The organism is Paucibacter sp. PLA-PC-4, assembly GCF_026241155.1.
In the GTDB taxonomy this organism is placed as follows: Bacteria; Pseudomonadota; Gammaproteobacteria; order Burkholderiales; family Burkholderiaceae_C; genus Roseateles_E.
Genome location: NZ_JAPFGP010000011.1, coordinates 22618 through 39706 on the forward strand (window position 1 = coordinate 22618; position 17089 = coordinate 39706).

Below are 17089 nucleotides of genomic sequence, written 5' to 3' on the forward strand. Positions count from 1 at the left end.
TCGCTCTTTTTGGTCCCCCGGCTATGCTGTGCGCCTCGCATTTGGAAGCAGGCATGAACAAGACCGATCTGGGATCCACACTGGGCTTGGCTGAGAGGGCGCGCTGGGAGCGCATCGTGATGCGCCATCCGGCGCTTGCCCTGCCCAAGCTGCGCGCTGCGATGCGCCAGCGTGACGCCTGTCGCGCTCGCGCTGCCTTGCTGGGCGCGGTCTTCGTGCTGGAACGCTGGGGTCGCGCGGCCGAGCTTCAGGCCGAGTTGCAGCAGGCGCTGCAACAGGCGCAAGCTCAGCGCGCGCTGGCCGAGGCTGCCGAGCTCAGCGAGGCGCTGGGCCGGCTGCACTACCAGCGCGGTGACTACAGCCAGGCCTGCACCGCCTGGAGCCAGACCCTGGACTGGGCCAGTGACGACGCTCGCAGCGCCTGTCTGGCCCGAATTGGCCTGGCCCATCTCTGCTATGCACTGGGCGACTGGGCACGAGGCGGCCGGGTGCTGGACCAGGCCGAGCTGCATTACGCAAAACTGCAGCGCGATCCCTATATGCGCGCCAAGATTGCGCTGAACCGCGCCGCCTCACTGCGTGCCACCCAGGGACCGCAGGCGGCGCTGCCTGAGCTCGACGAGGCGCTGACGGCGGCGCGCCGCGCCGGCCACCGGGACTACCGCGCCGAGGCGACCTACCAGCACGCGCGCTGCGCCCGTGACAGCGGCGATCTCGCACAGGCATTGAGCCTGGCGCAGCAGGCCCTGACCTTGGCGCAGGGCTGCGGCTACCGCTGGCTGCAGGCCAATGCAGCGCTGCTGCTGTCCGAGCTGCAGCGCGGCGATGTGGCGCTGGGCTGGGCCGGGCAAGCCCTGACCCTGGCCGAGGCCCTGCAGTCCCGCCCGCTGCAAGCGGCGGCCCACGGGCGTCTGGGCGAGCTGATGCGCGAGCAGGGCGAGCTGGGCCCGAGCTGGCACCATATGCAGCAGCGCCAACGCCTGGAGTCCAGTCTGCACCAGGGCCAGTTGCCGGCCCAGCTGGAGGCCCTTGCCCGCTTCGACACCGACCCGTTGGGTGCCGATGCCTTGTTGCTGAGCCTGTCCAGCCAGGTCTGGACATTGGCCGGGGCGGCCGATTTCGAGCGCGCCTGGATGCGTCTGCGGCCGCAACTGATCGAGGCGCTGGGTCTGCAGCAACTGCAGCTGTGGTGGGAGCGTGATAGCGACGGGCTCTACCACGGCCTGGACGGGGCGCCCGCGAGTCGGCCCCTGCAGGCTGGTCGGATGCCCGGCTACCTCGACGCGATGACGCGGGCCGACGAACCCCTGCAGTGCAGCATCGCCGAGCAGCACCCCTGGCGAGCCGAGCTGCACGAGGCGCTGGCAGACGCAGCCGGCCTGTCATGCCTGGACCTGGGCTTGCGCCTGAACGGCCATGTCGTGGCCTTGCTGTGGCTGCAACGCGAGGGCGGGGCTGCCTGGTCGCGCGCCGACATCAGCCGCGCTGAGCGCCTGGCCGCGCTGCTGGGGCGGCTGCTGGCCTCGCTGGCCCAGGTCGGCAAGGCCCAGCCGCAGCGGTTGGCGTTGGGTGAGCTCGCGACGCTGGCGAGCCATGCCGAGCGCATCAGCGAGTTGCTGGCCGGCGAGGTGATCAACCGCCAGCAACTGCTCGATCTGGCCGGCTCGATCCGCGCCGGAGCGGCGCGTATCGAGCGCGTGCTGCGGGAGAGCTGAGCGGGATCAACGCATGCGCAGTGGCAGCGGCGCGCCGCTCTTGACGCTGCGAATGGCGAAGCTGCTGTTGATGTCCTGCACCACCGGCAGGGCCTGTAGCCGGCGCACGATCAGCTCGTAGTCGCTGAGCTCGCCGACCACGACCTCAAGCAGATAGTCGTGGCTGCCAGACACCACATGGCAGCTGATTACCTCGGCCATTGCCTGCATCGCGGCCTCGAACTGCTGGACCGCATCCTCGCGGTGGTGCATCAGCCGCACGTTGACGAACACCGTTGTCGCCAGCTGGACCGCCTTGCGGTCCAGCACCGCGCGGTAGCCGGCGATCAGACCGCCGTCTTCCAGGCGTTTGAGCCGGCGTGCGCAGGGGCTTTGCGACAGACCCACCCGCTCGGCCAGCTCGGCAATCGTCAGCCGGCCCTCGCGCTGCAGCAGCTCCAGCAATTGGGTGTCGATACGGTCCATAGCGCAATCAGTCAAGGAATGGCGAATTATTGGCTGAAAGAGCCTCAATCAAGGCTATCTCAGGTTGAGATGGGCTGAAATCGCCAGAGGCGGCGCTCGAAAATTGAGCCCGTTCTCTACCCCGATTGCTGATGTCTTCTCCTGCGTCCCCGGGCCTGATCGGCTCTCCCTCAACCTCGACAGCCCGCTCCGAACTGGCCGGCTGGGCCGCGCTGGCCTTGACCCTGTTGATCTGGGCCGGCTTCTTCATCTCGCTGCGCGCCGGCGCTCGCGCCGCGCTGCCGCCGGCCGAGCTGGCTCTGCTGCGTTTCGGGCCGGCGGGCTTGCTGCTGGCGCCGCTGCTGTGGCGTCGGCGGGCCCGCTTTGCAGCGCTGCCGGCGCGGCTGTGGCTGCTGATCGTTGCCGGTGCCGGTCTGCCTTACTTCTTGATCGCCGGCTGGGGCATGCGCCATGCGCCGGTGGTCGACGGCGCTACCTTGATCCCGGGAACGCTACCGCTGTTCACCGCCTTGCTGGCGGCGGCCCTGCATGGCCGCCAGGCCCTGGCGCGCTGGCCGGCCCTGCTGTGCATTGCTGCCGGCGTCGCGACCATGCTGGCGCTCAAATCTGGCCAGGCCGGCTTGGCCCAGGGCTACGGCCTATTTCTGCTGGGCAGCCTGATGTGGTCGGCCTACACACTGGCCCTTCGTGAGGCGCGACTGGCGCCGCTGGAGGCGGCAGCGCTGATCTCGACGGTCTCGCTGGCTTTACTGCTGCCCTGGCTTTTCTGGCAGTTAGGCCAGGGGCCACTGGTGTTGCCGACCCTGTCCTCCGATCAGCTGTTGCTGCAAGTGCTGCTCCAAAGCGTCGGTGTGGGGCTGGTCTCGACGCTCAGCTATGGCTATGCCGTGGCCCGTCTGGGTGCGCAGCGCAGCACCAGCATGGGCGCGCTGACGCCGGTGTTGGCCAGCCTCTTGGCCGTGCCGCTGTTTGGTGAGCTGCCCGAGGCGGCCAGCTTGGTGGGAATGGGGCTGATCGTGGCCGGTGTGCTGTGGAGCCAGCGACAAGTACGCTGAGGGGGCCGATCAAGAGACTAGAGATCCCTCGATCTGCGGCGCCGACTGAGGGCCTAGCGATCGGCGCTCGCCTCATGCGGCCCGCTCCTGCAGCGCCTGAAATAGTCGCCCTCGAATCAGTTGCTTTGTCTGACCGCGTTGATTGCGCTCCCGCGAAACAGCCTACGTCTAGGCAACTACCACTTGCAAAGATGATTGGACGCAGATGAACTGCCTGGCGTAGCCGCCGGCGAAGTACGTACCTGTGGACGGCGCCCCCAAGGAGATTCCGTGGGGCACCCAGACAGGCGATCCGTCGCCGCTGAGAGCCGGGGTCATCAGCACCGCGATTTCGGGTGGCAGGACCGCCCGGCCAGTCAAGGTGCCATCCTGCAGGAAGCGCACAAGCCCCTCGCCCGTGCGGCGAATAGAACATCAGCTAACAGAGGGCTGCCATATCGCGCTAGGGTGTGGGGGTATTCGGAGAATTGCTATGAGCCCCAACGACCCGCCTTCGTCTTCCATCGTGGACGTCCAGCCTCTCGGCATGCCCTGGGAGTCCCTCGACCCGTTTCTCTTTTGCGTGCACCATGACGACGCGTATCCGCCTGGCAATGGCCGCTATGGGCCGGACTCGGCACTGCTGGCTGGCCGGCAGATCGGATCGGACTTTTCGCGCAAGAACGGCTGGAGCATGTATCACGGCCAGCAGGTGCCCGGATTCCCCGCCCATCCGCACCGCGGGTTCGAGACGGTGACCATCGTGCGCAAAGGCCGTATCGACCACTCTGACTCGCTCGGCGCCGGCGCGCGTTTCGGGGGCGGTGATGTGCAATGGCTCACAGCCGGAAAGGGCATTGTTCATGCGGAGATGTTCCCTTTGCTGCATACGGAAAAGCCCAATTCGCTGGAGCTGTTTCAGATCTGGCTCAACCTGCCGGCGGACAGCAAGATGGTTGACCCGCACTTCACGATGTTCTGGTCGCAGGACATCCCCAGGCATCGCTTCGTCGATCAGTTGGGGCGCGCCACCGGAGTGGTGGTGATCGCAGGTGAGCTTCCCCTCGCCGCAAATGCAAATCTGACCAAGCCCCTGGCGCCGCCGCCAGATTCGTGGGCCTCGCGCCAGCACGCGGACGTGGCCATTTGGACGCTGCGCATGGAGCCCGGTGCGCAATGGGTGCTGCCAGCGGCGACGGGCAACGGCACACGCCGCAAGCTGTACTTCTTTGCCGGTACCCAGATCACTATCGATGCTCAGGCCATACCCGTAGGCTCCTCCATCGAAGTTCGGGCAGGCGCCAACATTGTGCTGATCAATGGCGATGAAACTGCTGAGGTGCTGATGCTGCAAGGCCGCCCCATCGGCGAGTCCGTGGCTCAGTACGGGCCGTTTGTGATGAACACCGAGCAGGAGCTGCGACAGGCGTTTGAAGACTACCGCCGCACCGAGTTCGGCGGCTGGCCTTGGCCTGACCCCGCGCCAGTCCATGGTGACGAAGGAGGCCGCTTCGCGCGGCACGCTGATGGCCGGACAGAGCAGTACCCCTCGTTGGAGTAGGCGGACGGGGCCAGAAGGTCAATGGTGGACGGTGAATCTGCATGTGCAGAATCAATGGTCGATCGGAAGCCTTCGATGAGCCCTGATCAACCCTGCTGCAGAGACAAACCTGCCCGCGCGAAGCGCCCTCGCGTTGCCACTGACCTACAGCAGGCGCGAGCTGCGCCTCATCATTGGATCGGTTACCGATCAATCAGCGCTAGGAGCGCTCCATTCGGCCGATAGTCGCGCTTCTGTTTCGAGCATCAGTTCAGCTGAGCTGCGACCCAGCGCATTTGCAAGTTTGAGGATCATTGCGAGCGTTGGCATGTGTTCGCCGCGCTCGATCTTGCCCATATGGGACCGCTCGACGCCAGCCAGTAGTGCGAGCGCTTCCTGAGCAATTCCGTCCTCGGTACGTATTGCTCGTACCGCAGCACCAAACGCTCGCGCTGGCGCTGCCTCGAACGTTGTTGCGCCGACGGGTCTCCCCCTTTGAATTGCACGCTTCTGCATATTGAGCAGCGTGTACTTTTCATTCAATCTAAACCACGTTATAGTTAACTCATTGCGTTCCGCCGATGAGTCACGCGAAGGTTCGGGAGCCGCCTCCATGGTCAGAACTCTTGCTCGGGCGACTAGCTACTCAGTGATGGACGAGTTGCGGCTCAAGCGCTCTAAGCAGTCTGGGTCGGCGCGGCCCTGTCAGCGTTTTGTCGGTGCCGATGCGGCCGGCTTTGCGTCACTGGCTCACTGACCCTGGGATGGTTCACCATGGAAGAGCAACTGCCTGCGGTCTTCTCCTGTATCCGCTCGGCGCTGAGGCGCCGTGGCTCGGCCGAGGAGACCGATGACTACATCCAGGACGCGTGTGTGCGGTTGGTCAGCTGCGAGCGTGAGCAGGTCGTGCTGGAGCCCGAGGCCTTCCTTATGCGCACCGCGTCAATCTGTCGATCGACGACCTCCGGGCGCGGCTGGTGCACTTTGAGCCGATGGAGTTGGAGGACGTCATCGAGCCTAGGACTGTCGGTCTCTCTGCTTTCCTACATCGCTCGACATGCCCGCAGCCAGCTCGACAAGGGCAACTATGCGTGAAGCTTTGGTCCCAAGCGGCTTGGCCAACTTCACTAGCGTTGTCAACGTGGGCTGGCGCTCGCCTCGCTCCAGCATGCTGATGAAGTTGCGCTCTAACTCAGCTTCAAAGCCAAGTTGCTCCTGTGTCAGGCCAGCCTTCTTCCGCAAGCCGCGCAGGACGCCTCCAAATGCAGTTATAAGATCCAAGAACTCCTCCAACTATGGTTGGAGGAATTTGGCCGGACTGATACTATTTGTCTGCCAACCATAGTTGGAATTTGCCCATGCAAGATCTGTCTTTTTGCGGGAGCTTGCGATGACGAGGACCTCGACCAATGTGAATTCACGGTCACCGACGGCACTCTGCGGCTGCTACTTCAGCTCTCAAGTTGGAGGTCAGCTGCTTGAGGTGGTGAGCACTGCGACGCGCGCGAACTGGGCGGTAGACGTGCCTACGGACTGCGATTCGGAAGCGCTCGGGGCGTGGCCTGGGACACCTATGGGCTCGACGTTTTGGAGAGGTACCTGGGCCGACCTGAGCTCTAGGGACATCGACAAGATCTCACTGGTGTGCGCGTCCGATGCTGATGCCCAGACCGTGTGCCCGGGGGGCAAGGTGTTGCCGCCGTTCCGGCAGATCCTGGGCCGGGGCGATGCGCCTGCTGCTTCCAGCCTTGTTGGGCTCCGCGCCGAACGTCGGCGTGCGGTCCGGGAGGCTTCTGGCGTTCGCGCGGCTCGTGCCGCGCAGGAACGCCTTCTCGCCGGTCCGGGAACGGGCAGGGCGGTCGTGTCGTCACCCAACTGGCCTGAGGTGCTGGAGCAGCTGGGGCATGGCTTGCGCCGCGCCGTGGCTCGCCATGGTCCCTTTGCCGATGTTGCCGCGGCGGTGTCGTTCGTGAGTCAGACGCTGTCTCGGGACGAGTTGCGGCTCAAGTTCTCCAAGCTGTCTGGGTTGGCTCGGCCCAGGCTGCGTGTTGTCGGCGCCGATGCAGCCGGCTTGGCGTCACTGGGCCACTGACCCTGGGAGGGTTCATCATGAAGAAGCAATTGCCTGCGGTCTTCTCCCGCATCCGCTCGGCGCTCAGGCGCCGTGGGACGACCCAGGAGACCGATGACTACATCCAGGAGGCCTTTGCACGGCTGGCCAGCTACGAGCGCGAGCAGGTGGTGCTGGAGCCCGAGGCCTTCCTGATGCGCACCGCGATCAATCTGTCCATCGACGCCCACCGGGCGCGGGTGGTGCACGGCGAGCAAGTGGTGCTGGAGGAAGTCATCCTGGTGGATGACTCGCCGCCGGTCGAATCGGTGGTGCTGGGCCGTGAACGCCTGGCGCGGCTGGAGCAATGCCTGGGCCGCCTGGGCGAGAAGCCACGCGAGATCTTCCTGGCTCACCGTGTCGACGGGCTGACCTACCGGGAGATCGCCGACCAGCAGGGCTTGAGCATCAGCACGGTGGAGAAGCATGTTGCGAAGGCTACGATGCAGCTCATCACCTTGATGAAGGACTGGTAGGCGTGCGTTCGAAGGCGGAGCGGGGCAGTGCAGAGGAAGGCTCCGAGCCCCTGGTGACCCAGGAGATCGCAGCCGAGGCGGCAGTGTGGATTGCGCGGCTGCACGGGCCACACCGATCCCACCTTATGGAGCGCGAATGCCGGGCCTGGCAGGCCCGCTCGGCGGCACATCGCCTGGCCTTCGAGCGCGGGACGGATCTGTGGATGGAAGCGGCGGGCGTAGACCGGGCGGCGGTGGCGCGTGCGGCGGCAGACCGACAACCCGAGCCGGCTGCAAGGGAAGGGCGGCGCTTCAAGCCATGGCCCCTTGCTGCGGCACTGACAACGGCAGTCCTGGCCGGCGTGCTGGTGCTCGGCCCTTGGTGGGGCGGGGACCGCTACGACACCGGCGTGGGCGAGCAGCGCCTTGTGATGCTGCAAGACGGCACGCGGATGTCGATGAACACCTCGACGCGGGTCAGGGTTGAGCTCGGGTCGTCACGGCGCACCGTGGAGGTTCTGGGCGGCGAGGCGCTGTTCGAGGTGGCCAAGGACGCTAGCCGGCCTTTCGTCGTGCGAGCTGCGGGTTCGGAGGTGACGGCCACGGGCACGGCGTTTGTGGTGCGCTATACGCCGGCCATCGAGGGCCGTCCAGATGCCTTGGACATCACGCTGGTCGAGGGCAGGGTGGTGGTGCGCGGTGCGACCGAAGGCTCGCCCTCGACCGAGTTCGTGGCGGCCATGGAGATGGTGCCGGGGCAGCGCCTGCGGGTTGCCGGCCGATCTCGTGGTCAGGCGGGAGCGTTACCCAAGCCGCAGATGGACAGGCCTCAAGTGGATCAGGTGCTGGCCTGGAAGCGCGGAGAGGCTATCTTCGACGATGTGTCGCTGCTCGAGGCTGTGGCCGAGATGAACCGCTATGCCGCGATGCCGATCCGTGTGGCCAGTTCGGACGCGGTGGGCAGCCTGCGGGTCAGCGGGGTGTTCAAGACCGGCGACAACGTCGGCTTCGCGCGGGCAGTGGCCGAGCTGCATGGGTTGGCCGTGCGCGAGCGCGCGGATGGGGTGGAGCTTCTGTCCAAGTAATGGGCCGGCGCGGCAATCAAGCCGCTGGCAGGCCGCTCTCAGGCGTGCTTCGTGCCCATAGCGGAACTCTGGCGAACTAAGGGTGCACGCTGGATGCAGCCTCTCGGCTACTGCGGTCCGATGCCCGCTGCCCGCAGTAAAAGTCACCGATGTGTGGCTTCCGCGCGGAAGCCAACAACGTTGCTACGCAGAGGTTCCGCTGGTCAGGCCTGGGCTAGAAGTCTCTGCCTTTGCGCGAGGTTCGAGCCGCTTGCTTGATGCGGATATCCCGCTGCGGTCAAATCGTCCTCTGACTTGTGGATGCAGCAATTGACTAATTCCCTCAGGCTCAATTGCAAGAAATAACGCTACCAAGTCGTCGCGCGTACTCGCACGAGCTCGCCGTTCAGAACAAGGTCAGGAGCGCTGCTCATTCTCCGGGCGCGTCTGAGCCGCTTTGGAAATGAAGGACATGCGAGCGCTATACCCGGATTTTGGGTACTTATTCAGCGTTGCCCTAACACCCTCGCTTTCATTTTTCCTGAAATCTAGCCGTGTGGAGTCGACATGAATAAATTCTCGCTTGGCCAGAGCAGCATTGCCAAATGCCTGCTCTTTTTAAATCTGCCGGTGTTTGCAATTGCCTATGCTGCAATGAGGAACATTATCAAGGCGGTAAACGTCGTTTCGATTTGCACGACGAAAAAGTTGACAGCGATTGCTGTAGGTCTTTTCGGTATATCAATCGCGCTTGCCGCTGAACCGCCACAAGCATCCGGAATCGTCGTCGAAGGGGTGACCGCATCTCCGGAGTACCTGCCCGAATACGCGCGGGCGGCTTTTGGCAGCAAGTCAACTGCATCAATAGTGACCTACGGCTCGCCTGCAGCTGCGAAATCACTGACCGACACCGAGCTTCTCAATCAATTCGGCCGGCAATTGGCGCCAAGTCCAGGCGCTGAAGCCCGTGCGGATTTTGATGGAACTCGAGGTGCCGCGAGACTCTCGTCGGAGATTGACATGATCGGCGCAACAGGTGCCACTATCACGGTGTATGACCGCCTGGAAATACTTCCGGATTCGGGCCCGCTGACCTTCCGCCTGCGTGTCGATTCGCTCAGTATGTCGGCCCAGGGTCCGGGCGCTGTCGCGAACTTCTTTGTTGGAGCAGCGCTGTACGACGGCGACGGGTATGACATCGGCTTGGTCGGATTTGGGTTTACAAAGGAAGTCGATGCCAGCGGAATCAGCAGCGAGTTCGGATTCTCCTTTGCGGGAGTTAACCTGACTCAGCTAGATCATCAGCCAACCCTTGTTGAGCGCTCCTTCACATTCACGCCGCCAGCTGGCGCGCTGCTGCTGCGTTGGCAGATAAGTGGCGGCACGGAGTCATGGCTTGGTACCGGCGCGGCTCAGATATCTGCGTTCCACACCGCATATCTGGGCATCGACGGTAACTACACATCACAAGCAGGTTTCTCCTATCCAGGCTTCCAAGCACCGATTCCTGAACCGACGACGTCCTTGCTTATGTTTGTTGGACTTATTGGGCTGGGTGCTGTCAAGTACCGCGCCCGAAAGAACTCAAGGACCGTGTCCAGTCATTGAGCCTTTGACTTCATTCACATCAAACGCTGGAGTTAAATCAATGACCATTTTTCTGTCTCGCTTCCTTTTTATAGGAAGTCTCATGGCGTCGTTTGCAATCCCTGCCTCGGCTGTGGACCTGCTTGGCAGCTCCGTAGTATCGCGCTTCTATGCTTTAGGGAACCCAATCACCGCTCCCGGTGCATCTCCGCTTGAGTTTATCGTTGATGGAAATCCTCGCCCCGGATACGCGAACCACTTTACGGTCACCGTTACAGATAGCCAAATAATATATGACTTTGTTGGCATCAATGGTTATGTAAATTCGGTGCCATCCTATAATCAAAATGGCCTCTACATTGAGGTTGGGAATCTGCTGGTTTTTTCCAATGCATCACCCATATTAACCGCGTCAATCAATGCTGCGACTAATATGGCAGGTTTTTCAGCAGACCGACTAAGCTACAATGCCACAGGTGTAGCAGTGAATTGGGCGGGATTGGCGTGGACCGATCAAACTGTCGTCGCGATAGATATAAATCCGGCTGCAGTTCCTGAACCAAGTACGTGGCTACTTTGCCTGGCAGGCATTGCTGTATTGTCCCTTTGCCGCACTAATTCTGGGCGCGACCGTCGCCTTTCTCTTTAGCATTTGCGACACAATGGACGGCAGCCCATCAACAGCAGTGTTCTGCTGACACCGGGTGGCAATATAGAAAGTCGCGAAAATCAATGAGTGTGCGATTAACCAGATCCATTGCGCGGGCTGGCATTTTGGTTCGTCTTTTGCTACCAAAATGCCTGTCAACCGCGGTGGGTTGGTGAGCTCAACTGTTAAATGGCGCCCAACGCTGTCGTGGCGATGACTGCTACGGGCACGCTGTGGCCGAGCTGCATGGGTTGGCTGTGGTCGAGCACTCGGATCGAATGGAGCTGGCGCCCCGGCCAGACCGCCGACCACGGCCGCTCTGACCCGGCCGACACGCAGCCCGCTCCCACCCGTAGCCGATCCGGCATTGCGATGGTGCCTGACCACCCTTGAAAGGGAGGGCTTCCCCCGAAAGCCACGCTTCGGGGCGGCCAAGCACTGACGACTGCCGACCGAAGACCGACACATTCGACTCCCTGAGATGGGGAGCTTTGTGTAGCGGCGCGACGGTCGAATTGTCGCGGGCTTGGATGTTGTCCGAACCAGGCTAGGCTTCGATCGGCGTGGTCAGCGCAGCCGAAAACACCTGGCCGACTTTGAACGGGCGTTCAATAACGACGTCCGCGCCGATCTGCTCCAGCGTCTCCCTGGTGGCGGACATGGCAGGGCTTTGCATCACGACAATACGTATGTCGGCAGGGCAGCCCGCTTGACCACTGCGGATCTGAGTGACGAATTCGGTGAGCGTCGTCGTTTCGATGCCGCCCAGAATGAGCGCGTCGAAGCTCGCCGCATTGAGCTTTGCCTGCGCTGCTTCGACGCTCAATGCTTCCGTGACCTCGGCCAGACGCAACTCGGCACCCACTGAGCCGAGCGTGCGTCGAAGTACGAACTGTGGTTCCACCAACAACACCTGCGGCAGCCTCATTTGCTGCGATGTCATGCCTCCCCCTGCTTGCCTGCCAACGCTTCGTTCACCAATTGACTCAGTGCCGACATCACGGCGCGCTCGATCAGACCCAGTTCCCGGGGCCGCGTATCAATAACGCACAGGGTACCGACACGCTCTCCCGACGGAGCGCATACCGGAGCCCCGGCGTAAAAGCGGATGTGCGGGAAGCCGGTCACCAGCGGGTTGTCGAAAAACCTCTCGTCTTTGGAGGCGTCGCCGACAACGAACAGCTCGGATTGATTGATCGCATGAGCACAAAAGGAGATGTCGCGTGCGGTTTGCGTGACGTCAAGACCCAGTCGGGATTTGAACCACTGCCGGTGGCTGTCGACGAGACTCACCAGTGCAATAGGAACGTCGAGTTCTTCGGTCGCAAAGCGCACGACGCGATCAAATCGCTCGTCTGGCGGCGTATCCAGCACGAGCAAGTTGTGCAGCGCTTGAAGCCGCTGGGCTTCATCGGCGGGTAAGGGGGCGGCGGTCATGGGTTTTCGGCCTTGGTATCAAATGGTGGCTGCAACAAACATGCGGAACTGTCAGCTGATGAGGTAACCCATTTCTTGCAGGTTGACGACAACCGTGCTCACTGGCTCTGCGTTGCCGGGTATGGTGACCATGCTGACGTCACCCATCAGTCCGAGGCGGATGCTGCTCTGCTCCACCGAGTGTGCCGGGACCCACGCCTCAAGTTTGTCGATCGCCACCCCCGCAACAGCACCGTCGGTCTCGACCAATACCGCGAGCTTGGAGTGCGTCGCCGGTTCGGCGCCGATCGAGGGGAAGCCAGCGACCCGGACGGTGCGGTCGCGCCAGCGAATCATCGTGCTGGAGCCGGCGTTCAACTCCTTCTCGGCACGTGCATCGAGTGCAACTATTTGGACGATGCCGTCAACCGGCGAGGCGTAGCGCCTGCCTGCCTGGAACAGCAGGTAGGGAGTGGCCGATGCGCCCGGCCGCCGGCCCTCGGGCATGGGCGCTGCGGCTGGGCTGGCATCGAGCTCGCCGCCGATGACCGATTCGGGCGAAGACTCAAAAAGCCGGTCCATGTCGATCACGCGAACTTGCCCGAGTTGCTCGACGACGGCAACACCGCTCAGCAGCGGGTGGTCGATCGAGGGTTCAATCTCCCCAGGCGCCAGGTCCAGCAACTGTTTGGCGGCTTGGATGCAAAGACCCAGATGCGATCCTTTGTTGTTCACAACGGCTATCCAGTCGGCGTCCAGATTCGTCCCGGTGTCTGTGATGGCGGCGAAATCGACCATGGCGAGCTTGCGGCCCCGATAGGTGGTCACGCCGCAGGTGCGTCCCCCGAGCTTCAATGTCGACTCTGGTATGGGCGCGGCGATCGCCTCCGACACCGCGGTCGCCGGCACGGCGTACAGGGTCTCGCTGCCTGGGCTGCCCACAGACAGGACCGCGTACCGACCGCGTTTTTCGTGGGCCGCGTGCTTTTGCCGCTGACTGAGGTGTCCCGGTGCGACCCGTCTACTCTCACACCACATATTGGCCAGATGCAGCAGTCGGTCGGCTTCGAGAAGCGGCAACGACTGCAGGGACGCGTCCGGGGACGGCAGCACGCGATCAAACAGTTCTTCGGGATCCTCGTTGCGAAATATCTGCTGGATCCGCTCACGGCCCACAGAGGCGACGCCGAGCAGCGCGTCAACCAGAATACCCAGCCGGCCCGCTTTGCCGCGCAGTATCAGGACACGGCGCTCGACCGATGAACTTGAGGGCGATGCATCAAGCTTGACCCACTCGCCGATCGACGCAACGGGTATCGCCTCCGAGTTCGATTGAATCACCCCGGCCAGCGCGCCCTTGCGCCGCGGCACCTGTCCGAGGCCACCCGGCGGGAGCGGAATCGCTCGTTCGATGTCCGAGATGTCGATCGCAAGCACAGTCCCGGAAATCCGGACACGTGCGTACGAAAGAACGCCAGCCTGAGCGATCATGCTGCCGCTTGACGGTTGGTACCCTGTCCCAGGTCCGCAAGGAGCGAGGCAACGTCATGGGTGGAGGACTCCTGGGCTGCCATTGCCGCCTGGATCTCCCCGATGGAATGATTGGTCTTCTCCACCGACAACAAGATACGGGAGAAAGCCTGTTCCACATTTTCGGAGAGACGACTGCCCTCGGTGACGCTGCTGACAGTCTTGTTGATCAGCTTGGCGATCTCCCGTGTGGCCAGCGAGGACTTCTCGGCAAGCTTGCGTACCTCATCGGCGACGACAGAGAACCCGAGGCCGTGTTCGCCAGCCCGAGCTGCCTCGATCGCGGCATTGAACGCCAACAGGTGGGTTTGACTCGAGATCTCCCCGATGGTGTCAACGATCTCGTGGATGTTCGACGAAGCCCGCTCGATCTCCACAATAGCTTCCCGAGCCCGCTTGAGCAGCTTGTTCCCGTCGTCCGCCTCATGCTGCGTCTGGCCCGCGAGGTCGCTGGATCGCTGGGTGTCGCGAGCGACGCGCTGGATCGAGCCCATCATCCGCTCCAGCACTTCGGTGATGTCGTGGACTTTCTGCGTGATCGCTGCCTCTCTGGCCACCTGTTGCCCGATGTCCATGGCGAACTTCACGACCTTGTAGGGCTTGCCGTCGATGTCCAGTATCGGGTTATAGGTGGCCTGGATCCAGCACTCTGCACCATGCTTGCCCACGCGCTTGAACCGTCCCGATTTGTATTTCCCGTCGCCGAGATCAGCCCAGAAGTCGCGGTAGGACTGCGACTTCACCAGCTCGTCCGCGCAGAACATGCGGTGATGCTTGCCCTGGATTTCTGCAAGGCTGTACCCCATGGTGCGCAGGAAGTTCTGGTTCGCCGTCAGGATGTTGCCCTGCATGTCAAACTCGATGATCGCCTGGGACAACGCAATCGCGTCGAGCTTTCCTTTGGTGTCGGCCGAGGCTCGCATCTCCTGAGAAATGTCGGTGGCGAACTTGATCACCTTGTAAGGATTGCCGGATAGGTCGAGAACGGGGTTGTATGACGCTTGAATCCAAATATCACTGCCCGAGCTGGAAACGCGCCGGAATCGCCCAGTCTCGAACTCGCCCCGGCTGAGGCGATCCCACAAGGCTAGGTAGTCGGGCGAGCGCGCGAAATCCGCATCGCAGAACATTCGATGATGCTGACCGACGACCTGCTCGAGTCGGTAGCCGAATGCATCCAGAAAGTTCTGGTTGGCTGTTAAGACCCGGCCTTTGGTGTCGAATTCGATGACGGCCTGGACGCGATGAATCGCCGCCAGCACCCCGGCGAAGTCCGCCTGTTGCTGTCGCGCTGCGGTCACGTCCGTCGCAAGTTTGACGACCCCTGTCGGCGTCCCCTTTTCGTCCAGCACGGGGTTGTAGGTGGCCTGCAGCCAAATGCTGCCGCCACCCTTCTTGATGCGCTTGTAGATTCCTTCCATCACCAAGCCGCTGCGCAGCTGCTCCCAGAGCTGGCTGTACTCCTTGCTTTGAGCGTACTCGGGCTCACAGAACATCGAGTGATGGCTGCCAACAACCTCTGCCAGCTCGTAACCCATGCTCTTGAGAAACAGCTGGTTTGCCCGGATGACCTTGCCGTGAAGATCGAACTCGATCACACATTGTGCGCGCTCCAGCGCGGCTAAGAGGCCTGCGGCGCTGGCGCCATCGGGTACGGTGGGGTGCAGGCTGTGAAGTGCGTTCATGTGACGGTCCGGGTTTCAGGTCAACCCTTGGATATCGGCTCGCGACAGCCCGGACTTGAGCAATTGATGATTGGATAGGTTTCGTCGCGCCTCGATGGCGATGGATGGGAAGTCCTGCGCGACATAGGGGTTGGACTAGAGCGGGAGCATGCAGGAAGCATTCACGAGGCGCTTGCGAAAGCGTCATGAGGTGTTGTGCCCCCGCCGCATCTACACCCGCACGGACTCGTTCCTCCTGCGTCGGGTACTTGGCCCCTACGGCGGCACGGATGGACTCTGCGCCTAGCAGGAGCCCGGCAGTGTGAACATCCTGAGGTTCTCGCAGAGCCTGCTTTGCCGCCGAACCGCACGCTTGAACTGCCGAGCCAAAAGCTGAGCCGATGTCGGGCGTGGATGGGCGCTTGACCGGCAGGCACATTGGCCCAAGCTCCAAGCTCTGATTGCGTGGGCATCCAAAGGTCAATCTGGGCCTGCCACTTTCGCAGGAGATCCACAGGCTACGGAAGGTGGAAATTTTCAGCGCTAGAGGATCTGGGACAGATGGACATGTATAGGCACAATTGCGAAGAGCGGCGCCGGGGAGAGGGAACAACCCCACCGTAGGCAGCTTGCTGTGTCGCAGCAAAGACCAGTCTGGCGCGCGCTTGTTGGAAGCTCAACGGCAGCGTGCAAATTTTTGTCAGCAAATTCCACCCGATTCTGCCCAGCGAGGAAGAGCTTCGCTTGGCGCTGCAGCGAGATCGCGAAGCCATTGAAATGCAAGAAATCTCAGCAACGCTGACCGCTGCCCATGATTGACGACGACGACTTTGATCTCATCGAATCACCGCTGACCCGAACCCACCGGGTCGAGGGCCACACCTTGCGCATTCAGATCTACCATGGTCCCGACGAGCCCTGGATTCTGGAAATCGTGGACGAACTGGGCACGTCCACCGTGTGGGAAGACGGTTTTGACACCGACACCGCTGCGCTGCAAGCCGCCCTCTTGGCAATACAAACCGAAGGGGTCCACGCTTTCTTGACCAGCGTCCAGCCGGCGGCCGAGGACGCCGAGCCCGAGCTGTTGGGCTCGCCGGCTCCAGGCCAGGGTGCGCCTGTGCCGGCCAGCTTGCACGACATGTTGAGACCGCTGTCTGACAGCGAACTGGACGAGCTGGAGCGCTCTTTGCTCAATCTGGACGCCCAGGAGAGCATGACGCTGGACAGGCTCGACGGCTTTTTGCATGCCTTGGTGATCGGGCCGCAAACGGTGATGCCCGATCAGTGGCTGCCCAAGGTTTGGGCTCAGGAAGATGGCGCCGTGCTGCCGCCTGTGGACAGCATTGACCAAGCCAACCAACTGCTGGGTTTGGTGATGCGCCACTTCAACAGCATCGTGTCTGGCTTTGAGCACAGCCCGCCGGTGCTCGCGCCTCTTTGGCCCACGGTCGACTACGGCGATACCGGCGAGTTTGAAGATGCGGAGATGTGGGCCTACGGGTTCACCGAGGGTGTCAGCCTCTGCCAGGCGGCATGGCAGGCGCTGTTCGAGCACCCGGATGGCTCACGCTGGTATCGGCCCATCGGTTTGCTAGGCGCCGACGATTTTTCGGCCGACCAGGACGAGCTGACCCGCACGCCCGAGCAGCGCGTGGCGTTGGCTGCGCAGATCGAGGAGAGTCTGACGCATATTCACGCCTTCTGGCTGCCGCTGCGGCATGCCGTGGCCGAGCGCCAGCAGGCGCGACGCATGGCCGCCAAGGTAGGCCGCAACGATCCCTGCCCCTGCGGCAGTGGCAAGAAGTTCAAGAAGTGCTGTGGCGCCGCGTCCGAACTGCACTGATCGGTGATCTCCCG

At 62.7% G+C, this 17089-nt stretch carries 18 protein-coding genes; 11 read left to right on the forward strand and 7 right to left on the reverse strand.

The annotated features are described in order from the left end of the window. Positions 1 to 53: 53 nt before the first annotated feature. Entirely contained in the window at positions 54 to 1715 is a 1662-nt protein-coding gene (locus OOZ63_RS17335) for a tetratricopeptide repeat protein (protein WP_266006846.1), read from the forward strand. A 6-nt stretch (positions 1716 to 1721) separates the two neighbouring features. Here OOZ63_RS17335 and OOZ63_RS17340 read toward each other — a convergent pair whose 3' ends face one another. Further along, positions 1722 to 2180 carry an Lrp/AsnC family transcriptional regulator gene (locus OOZ63_RS17340; RefSeq protein WP_266006847.1) on the reverse strand — a complete coding sequence of 153 codons (459 nt, stop codon included), beginning with the start codon at positions 2178 to 2180 and terminating at the stop codon, positions 1722 to 1724. A gap of 131 nt (positions 2181 to 2311) precedes the next feature. Here OOZ63_RS17340 and OOZ63_RS17345 point away from each other — a divergent pair, with 131 nt between their 5' ends. Together OOZ63_RS17345 and OOZ63_RS17350 are read left to right on the forward strand one after the other, a co-directional pair. Continuing rightward, a complete protein-coding gene (locus tag OOZ63_RS17345) occupies positions 2312 to 3235 on the forward strand; it encodes a DMT family transporter (RefSeq protein WP_266006848.1) in 924 nt (307 codons plus the stop codon). A 472-nt stretch (positions 3236 to 3707) separates the two neighbouring features. Further along, positions 3708 to 4775 (forward strand): pirin family protein, encoded by a 1068-nt coding sequence (locus OOZ63_RS17350; RefSeq protein ID WP_266006849.1) that lies wholly within the window; start codon positions 3708 to 3710, stop codon positions 4773 to 4775. Positions 4776 to 4964: 189 nt separating this feature from the next. Here OOZ63_RS17350 and OOZ63_RS17355 read toward each other — a convergent pair whose 3' ends face one another. Beyond that, on the reverse strand, positions 4965 to 5270 hold the full coding sequence (locus OOZ63_RS17355; RefSeq protein ID WP_266006993.1) for a helix-turn-helix domain-containing protein: 306 nt from the start codon (positions 5268 to 5270) through the stop codon (positions 4965 to 4967). Between the two features lie 258 nt (positions 5271 to 5528). Between OOZ63_RS17355 and OOZ63_RS17360 the strand changes: the two genes are divergently transcribed. Further along, positions 5529 to 5849 (forward strand): hypothetical protein, encoded by a 321-nt coding sequence (locus OOZ63_RS17360; protein ID WP_266006998.1) that lies wholly within the window; start codon positions 5529 to 5531, stop codon positions 5847 to 5849. Here OOZ63_RS17360 and OOZ63_RS17365 read toward each other — a convergent pair. Then, positions 5772 to 6047 (reverse strand): helix-turn-helix transcriptional regulator, encoded by a 276-nt coding sequence (locus tag OOZ63_RS17365; protein ID WP_323055762.1) that lies wholly within the window; start codon positions 6045 to 6047, stop codon positions 5772 to 5774. The two genes, OOZ63_RS17360 and OOZ63_RS17365, sit on opposite strands and share 78 nt — an antisense overlap. 568 nt (positions 6048 to 6615) lie before the next feature. On the opposite strand from OOZ63_RS17365, the gene OOZ63_RS17370 reads away from it, so the two are divergent. The 5 genes from OOZ63_RS17370 to OOZ63_RS17390 all read left to right on the forward strand — a co-directional run bounded on the left by OOZ63_RS17370 (position 6616) and on the right by OOZ63_RS17390 (position 10619). Further along, a complete protein-coding gene (locus tag OOZ63_RS17370) occupies positions 6616 to 6846 on the forward strand; it encodes a hypothetical protein (protein WP_266006851.1) in 231 nt (76 codons plus the stop codon). A gap of 17 nt (positions 6847 to 6863) precedes the next feature. Next, positions 6864 to 7340 (forward strand): RNA polymerase sigma factor, encoded by a 477-nt coding sequence (locus OOZ63_RS17375; RefSeq protein WP_266006852.1) that lies wholly within the window; start codon positions 6864 to 6866, stop codon positions 7338 to 7340. 2 nt (positions 7341 to 7342) lie between these two features. Further along, positions 7343 to 8404 (forward strand): FecR family protein, encoded by a 1062-nt coding sequence (locus OOZ63_RS17380; RefSeq protein ID WP_266006853.1) that lies wholly within the window; start codon positions 7343 to 7345, stop codon positions 8402 to 8404. Positions 8405 to 8950: 546 nt separating this feature from the next. Further along, complete coding sequence (locus tag OOZ63_RS17385) at positions 8951 to 9991, forward strand: PEP-CTERM sorting domain-containing protein (protein ID WP_266006854.1); 1041 nt, start codon at positions 8951 to 8953, stop codon at positions 9989 to 9991. 40 nt (positions 9992 to 10031) lie between these two features. Further along, positions 10032 to 10619 carry a PEP-CTERM sorting domain-containing protein gene (locus OOZ63_RS17390; RefSeq protein ID WP_266006855.1) on the forward strand — a complete coding sequence of 196 codons (588 nt, stop codon included), beginning with the start codon at positions 10032 to 10034 and terminating at the stop codon, positions 10617 to 10619. Between the two features lie 547 nt (positions 10620 to 11166). Here OOZ63_RS17390 and OOZ63_RS17395 read toward each other — a convergent pair. From OOZ63_RS17395 to OOZ63_RS17410, 4 genes are read right to left on the reverse strand one after another with little or no spacing between them, the layout of a single operon-like run. Further along, complete coding sequence (locus OOZ63_RS17395; protein ID WP_266006856.1) at positions 11167 to 11562, reverse strand: hypothetical protein; 396 nt, start codon at positions 11560 to 11562, stop codon at positions 11167 to 11169. Then, positions 11559 to 12056, reverse strand: coding sequence for a GAF domain-containing protein (locus OOZ63_RS17400; RefSeq protein ID WP_266006857.1), 498 nt, complete (start codon positions 12054 to 12056; stop codon positions 11559 to 11561). Before OOZ63_RS17400 ends, OOZ63_RS17395 begins: the two co-directional genes overlap by 4 nt. Positions 12057 to 12107: 51 nt before the next feature. Continuing rightward, a complete protein-coding gene (locus tag OOZ63_RS17405; RefSeq protein WP_266006858.1) occupies positions 12108 to 13526 on the reverse strand; it encodes a chemotaxis protein CheW in 1419 nt (472 codons plus the stop codon). Then, a complete protein-coding gene (locus OOZ63_RS17410) occupies positions 13523 to 15250 on the reverse strand; it encodes a PAS domain-containing methyl-accepting chemotaxis protein (RefSeq protein WP_266006859.1) in 1728 nt (575 codons plus the stop codon). Before OOZ63_RS17410 ends, OOZ63_RS17405 begins: the two co-directional genes overlap by 4 nt. Positions 15251 to 15916: 666 nt before the next feature. Here OOZ63_RS17410 and OOZ63_RS17415 point away from each other — a divergent pair. Together OOZ63_RS17415 and OOZ63_RS17420 are read left to right on the forward strand one after the other, a co-directional pair. After that, positions 15917 to 16048, forward strand: a complete 132-nt coding sequence (locus tag OOZ63_RS17415; protein WP_266006860.1) for a hypothetical protein — start codon at positions 15917 to 15919, stop codon at positions 16046 to 16048. Next, a complete protein-coding gene (locus OOZ63_RS17420) occupies positions 16041 to 17075 on the forward strand; it encodes a UPF0149 family protein (protein ID WP_266006861.1) in 1035 nt (344 codons plus the stop codon). The genes OOZ63_RS17415 and OOZ63_RS17420 overlap by 8 nt, the downstream gene beginning before the upstream one ends. Positions 17076 to 17089 lie beyond the last annotated feature (14 nt).

Excerpts from the sequence above, each read along its gene's own strand:
- OOZ63_RS17395 (WP_266006856.1), bottom strand. The coding sequence starts at position 11,562 with ATGACATCGCAGCAAATGAGGCTGCCGCAGGTGTTGTTGGTGGAACCA.
- OOZ63_RS17410 (WP_266006859.1), bottom strand. The coding sequence starts at position 15,250 with ATGAACGCACTTCACAGCCTGCACCCCACCGTACCCGATGGCGCCAGC.
- OOZ63_RS17405 (WP_266006858.1), bottom strand. The coding sequence starts at position 13,526 with ATGATCGCTCAGGCTGGCGTTCTTTCGTACGCACGTGTCCGGATTTCC.
- OOZ63_RS17345 (WP_266006848.1), top strand. The coding sequence starts at position 2,312 with ATGTCTTCTCCTGCGTCCCCGGGCCTGATCGGCTCTCCCTCAACCTCG.
- OOZ63_RS17340 (WP_266006847.1), bottom strand. The coding sequence starts at position 2,180 with ATGGACCGTATCGACACCCAATTGCTGGAGCTGCTGCAGCGCGAGGGC.
- OOZ63_RS17375 (WP_266006852.1), top strand. The coding sequence starts at position 6,864 with ATGAAGAAGCAATTGCCTGCGGTCTTCTCCCGCATCCGCTCGGCGCTC.
- OOZ63_RS17400 (WP_266006857.1), bottom strand. The coding sequence starts at position 12,056 with ATGACCGCCGCCCCCTTACCCGCCGATGAAGCCCAGCGGCTTCAAGCG.
- OOZ63_RS17350 (WP_266006849.1), top strand. The coding sequence starts at position 3,708 with ATGAGCCCCAACGACCCGCCTTCGTCTTCCATCGTGGACGTCCAGCCT.
- OOZ63_RS17385 (WP_266006854.1), top strand. The coding sequence starts at position 8,951 with ATGAATAAATTCTCGCTTGGCCAGAGCAGCATTGCCAAATGCCTGCTC.
- OOZ63_RS17360 (WP_266006998.1), top strand. The coding sequence starts at position 5,529 with ATGGAAGAGCAACTGCCTGCGGTCTTCTCCTGTATCCGCTCGGCGCTG.
- OOZ63_RS17420 (WP_266006861.1), top strand. The coding sequence starts at position 16,041 with ATGATTGACGACGACGACTTTGATCTCATCGAATCACCGCTGACCCGA.
- OOZ63_RS17335 (WP_266006846.1), top strand. The coding sequence starts at position 54 with ATGAACAAGACCGATCTGGGATCCACACTGGGCTTGGCTGAGAGGGCG.
- OOZ63_RS17355 (WP_266006993.1), bottom strand. The coding sequence starts at position 5,270 with ATGCAGAAGCGTGCAATTCAAAGGGGGAGACCCGTCGGCGCAACAACG.
- OOZ63_RS17390 (WP_266006855.1), top strand. The coding sequence starts at position 10,032 with ATGACCATTTTTCTGTCTCGCTTCCTTTTTATAGGAAGTCTCATGGCG.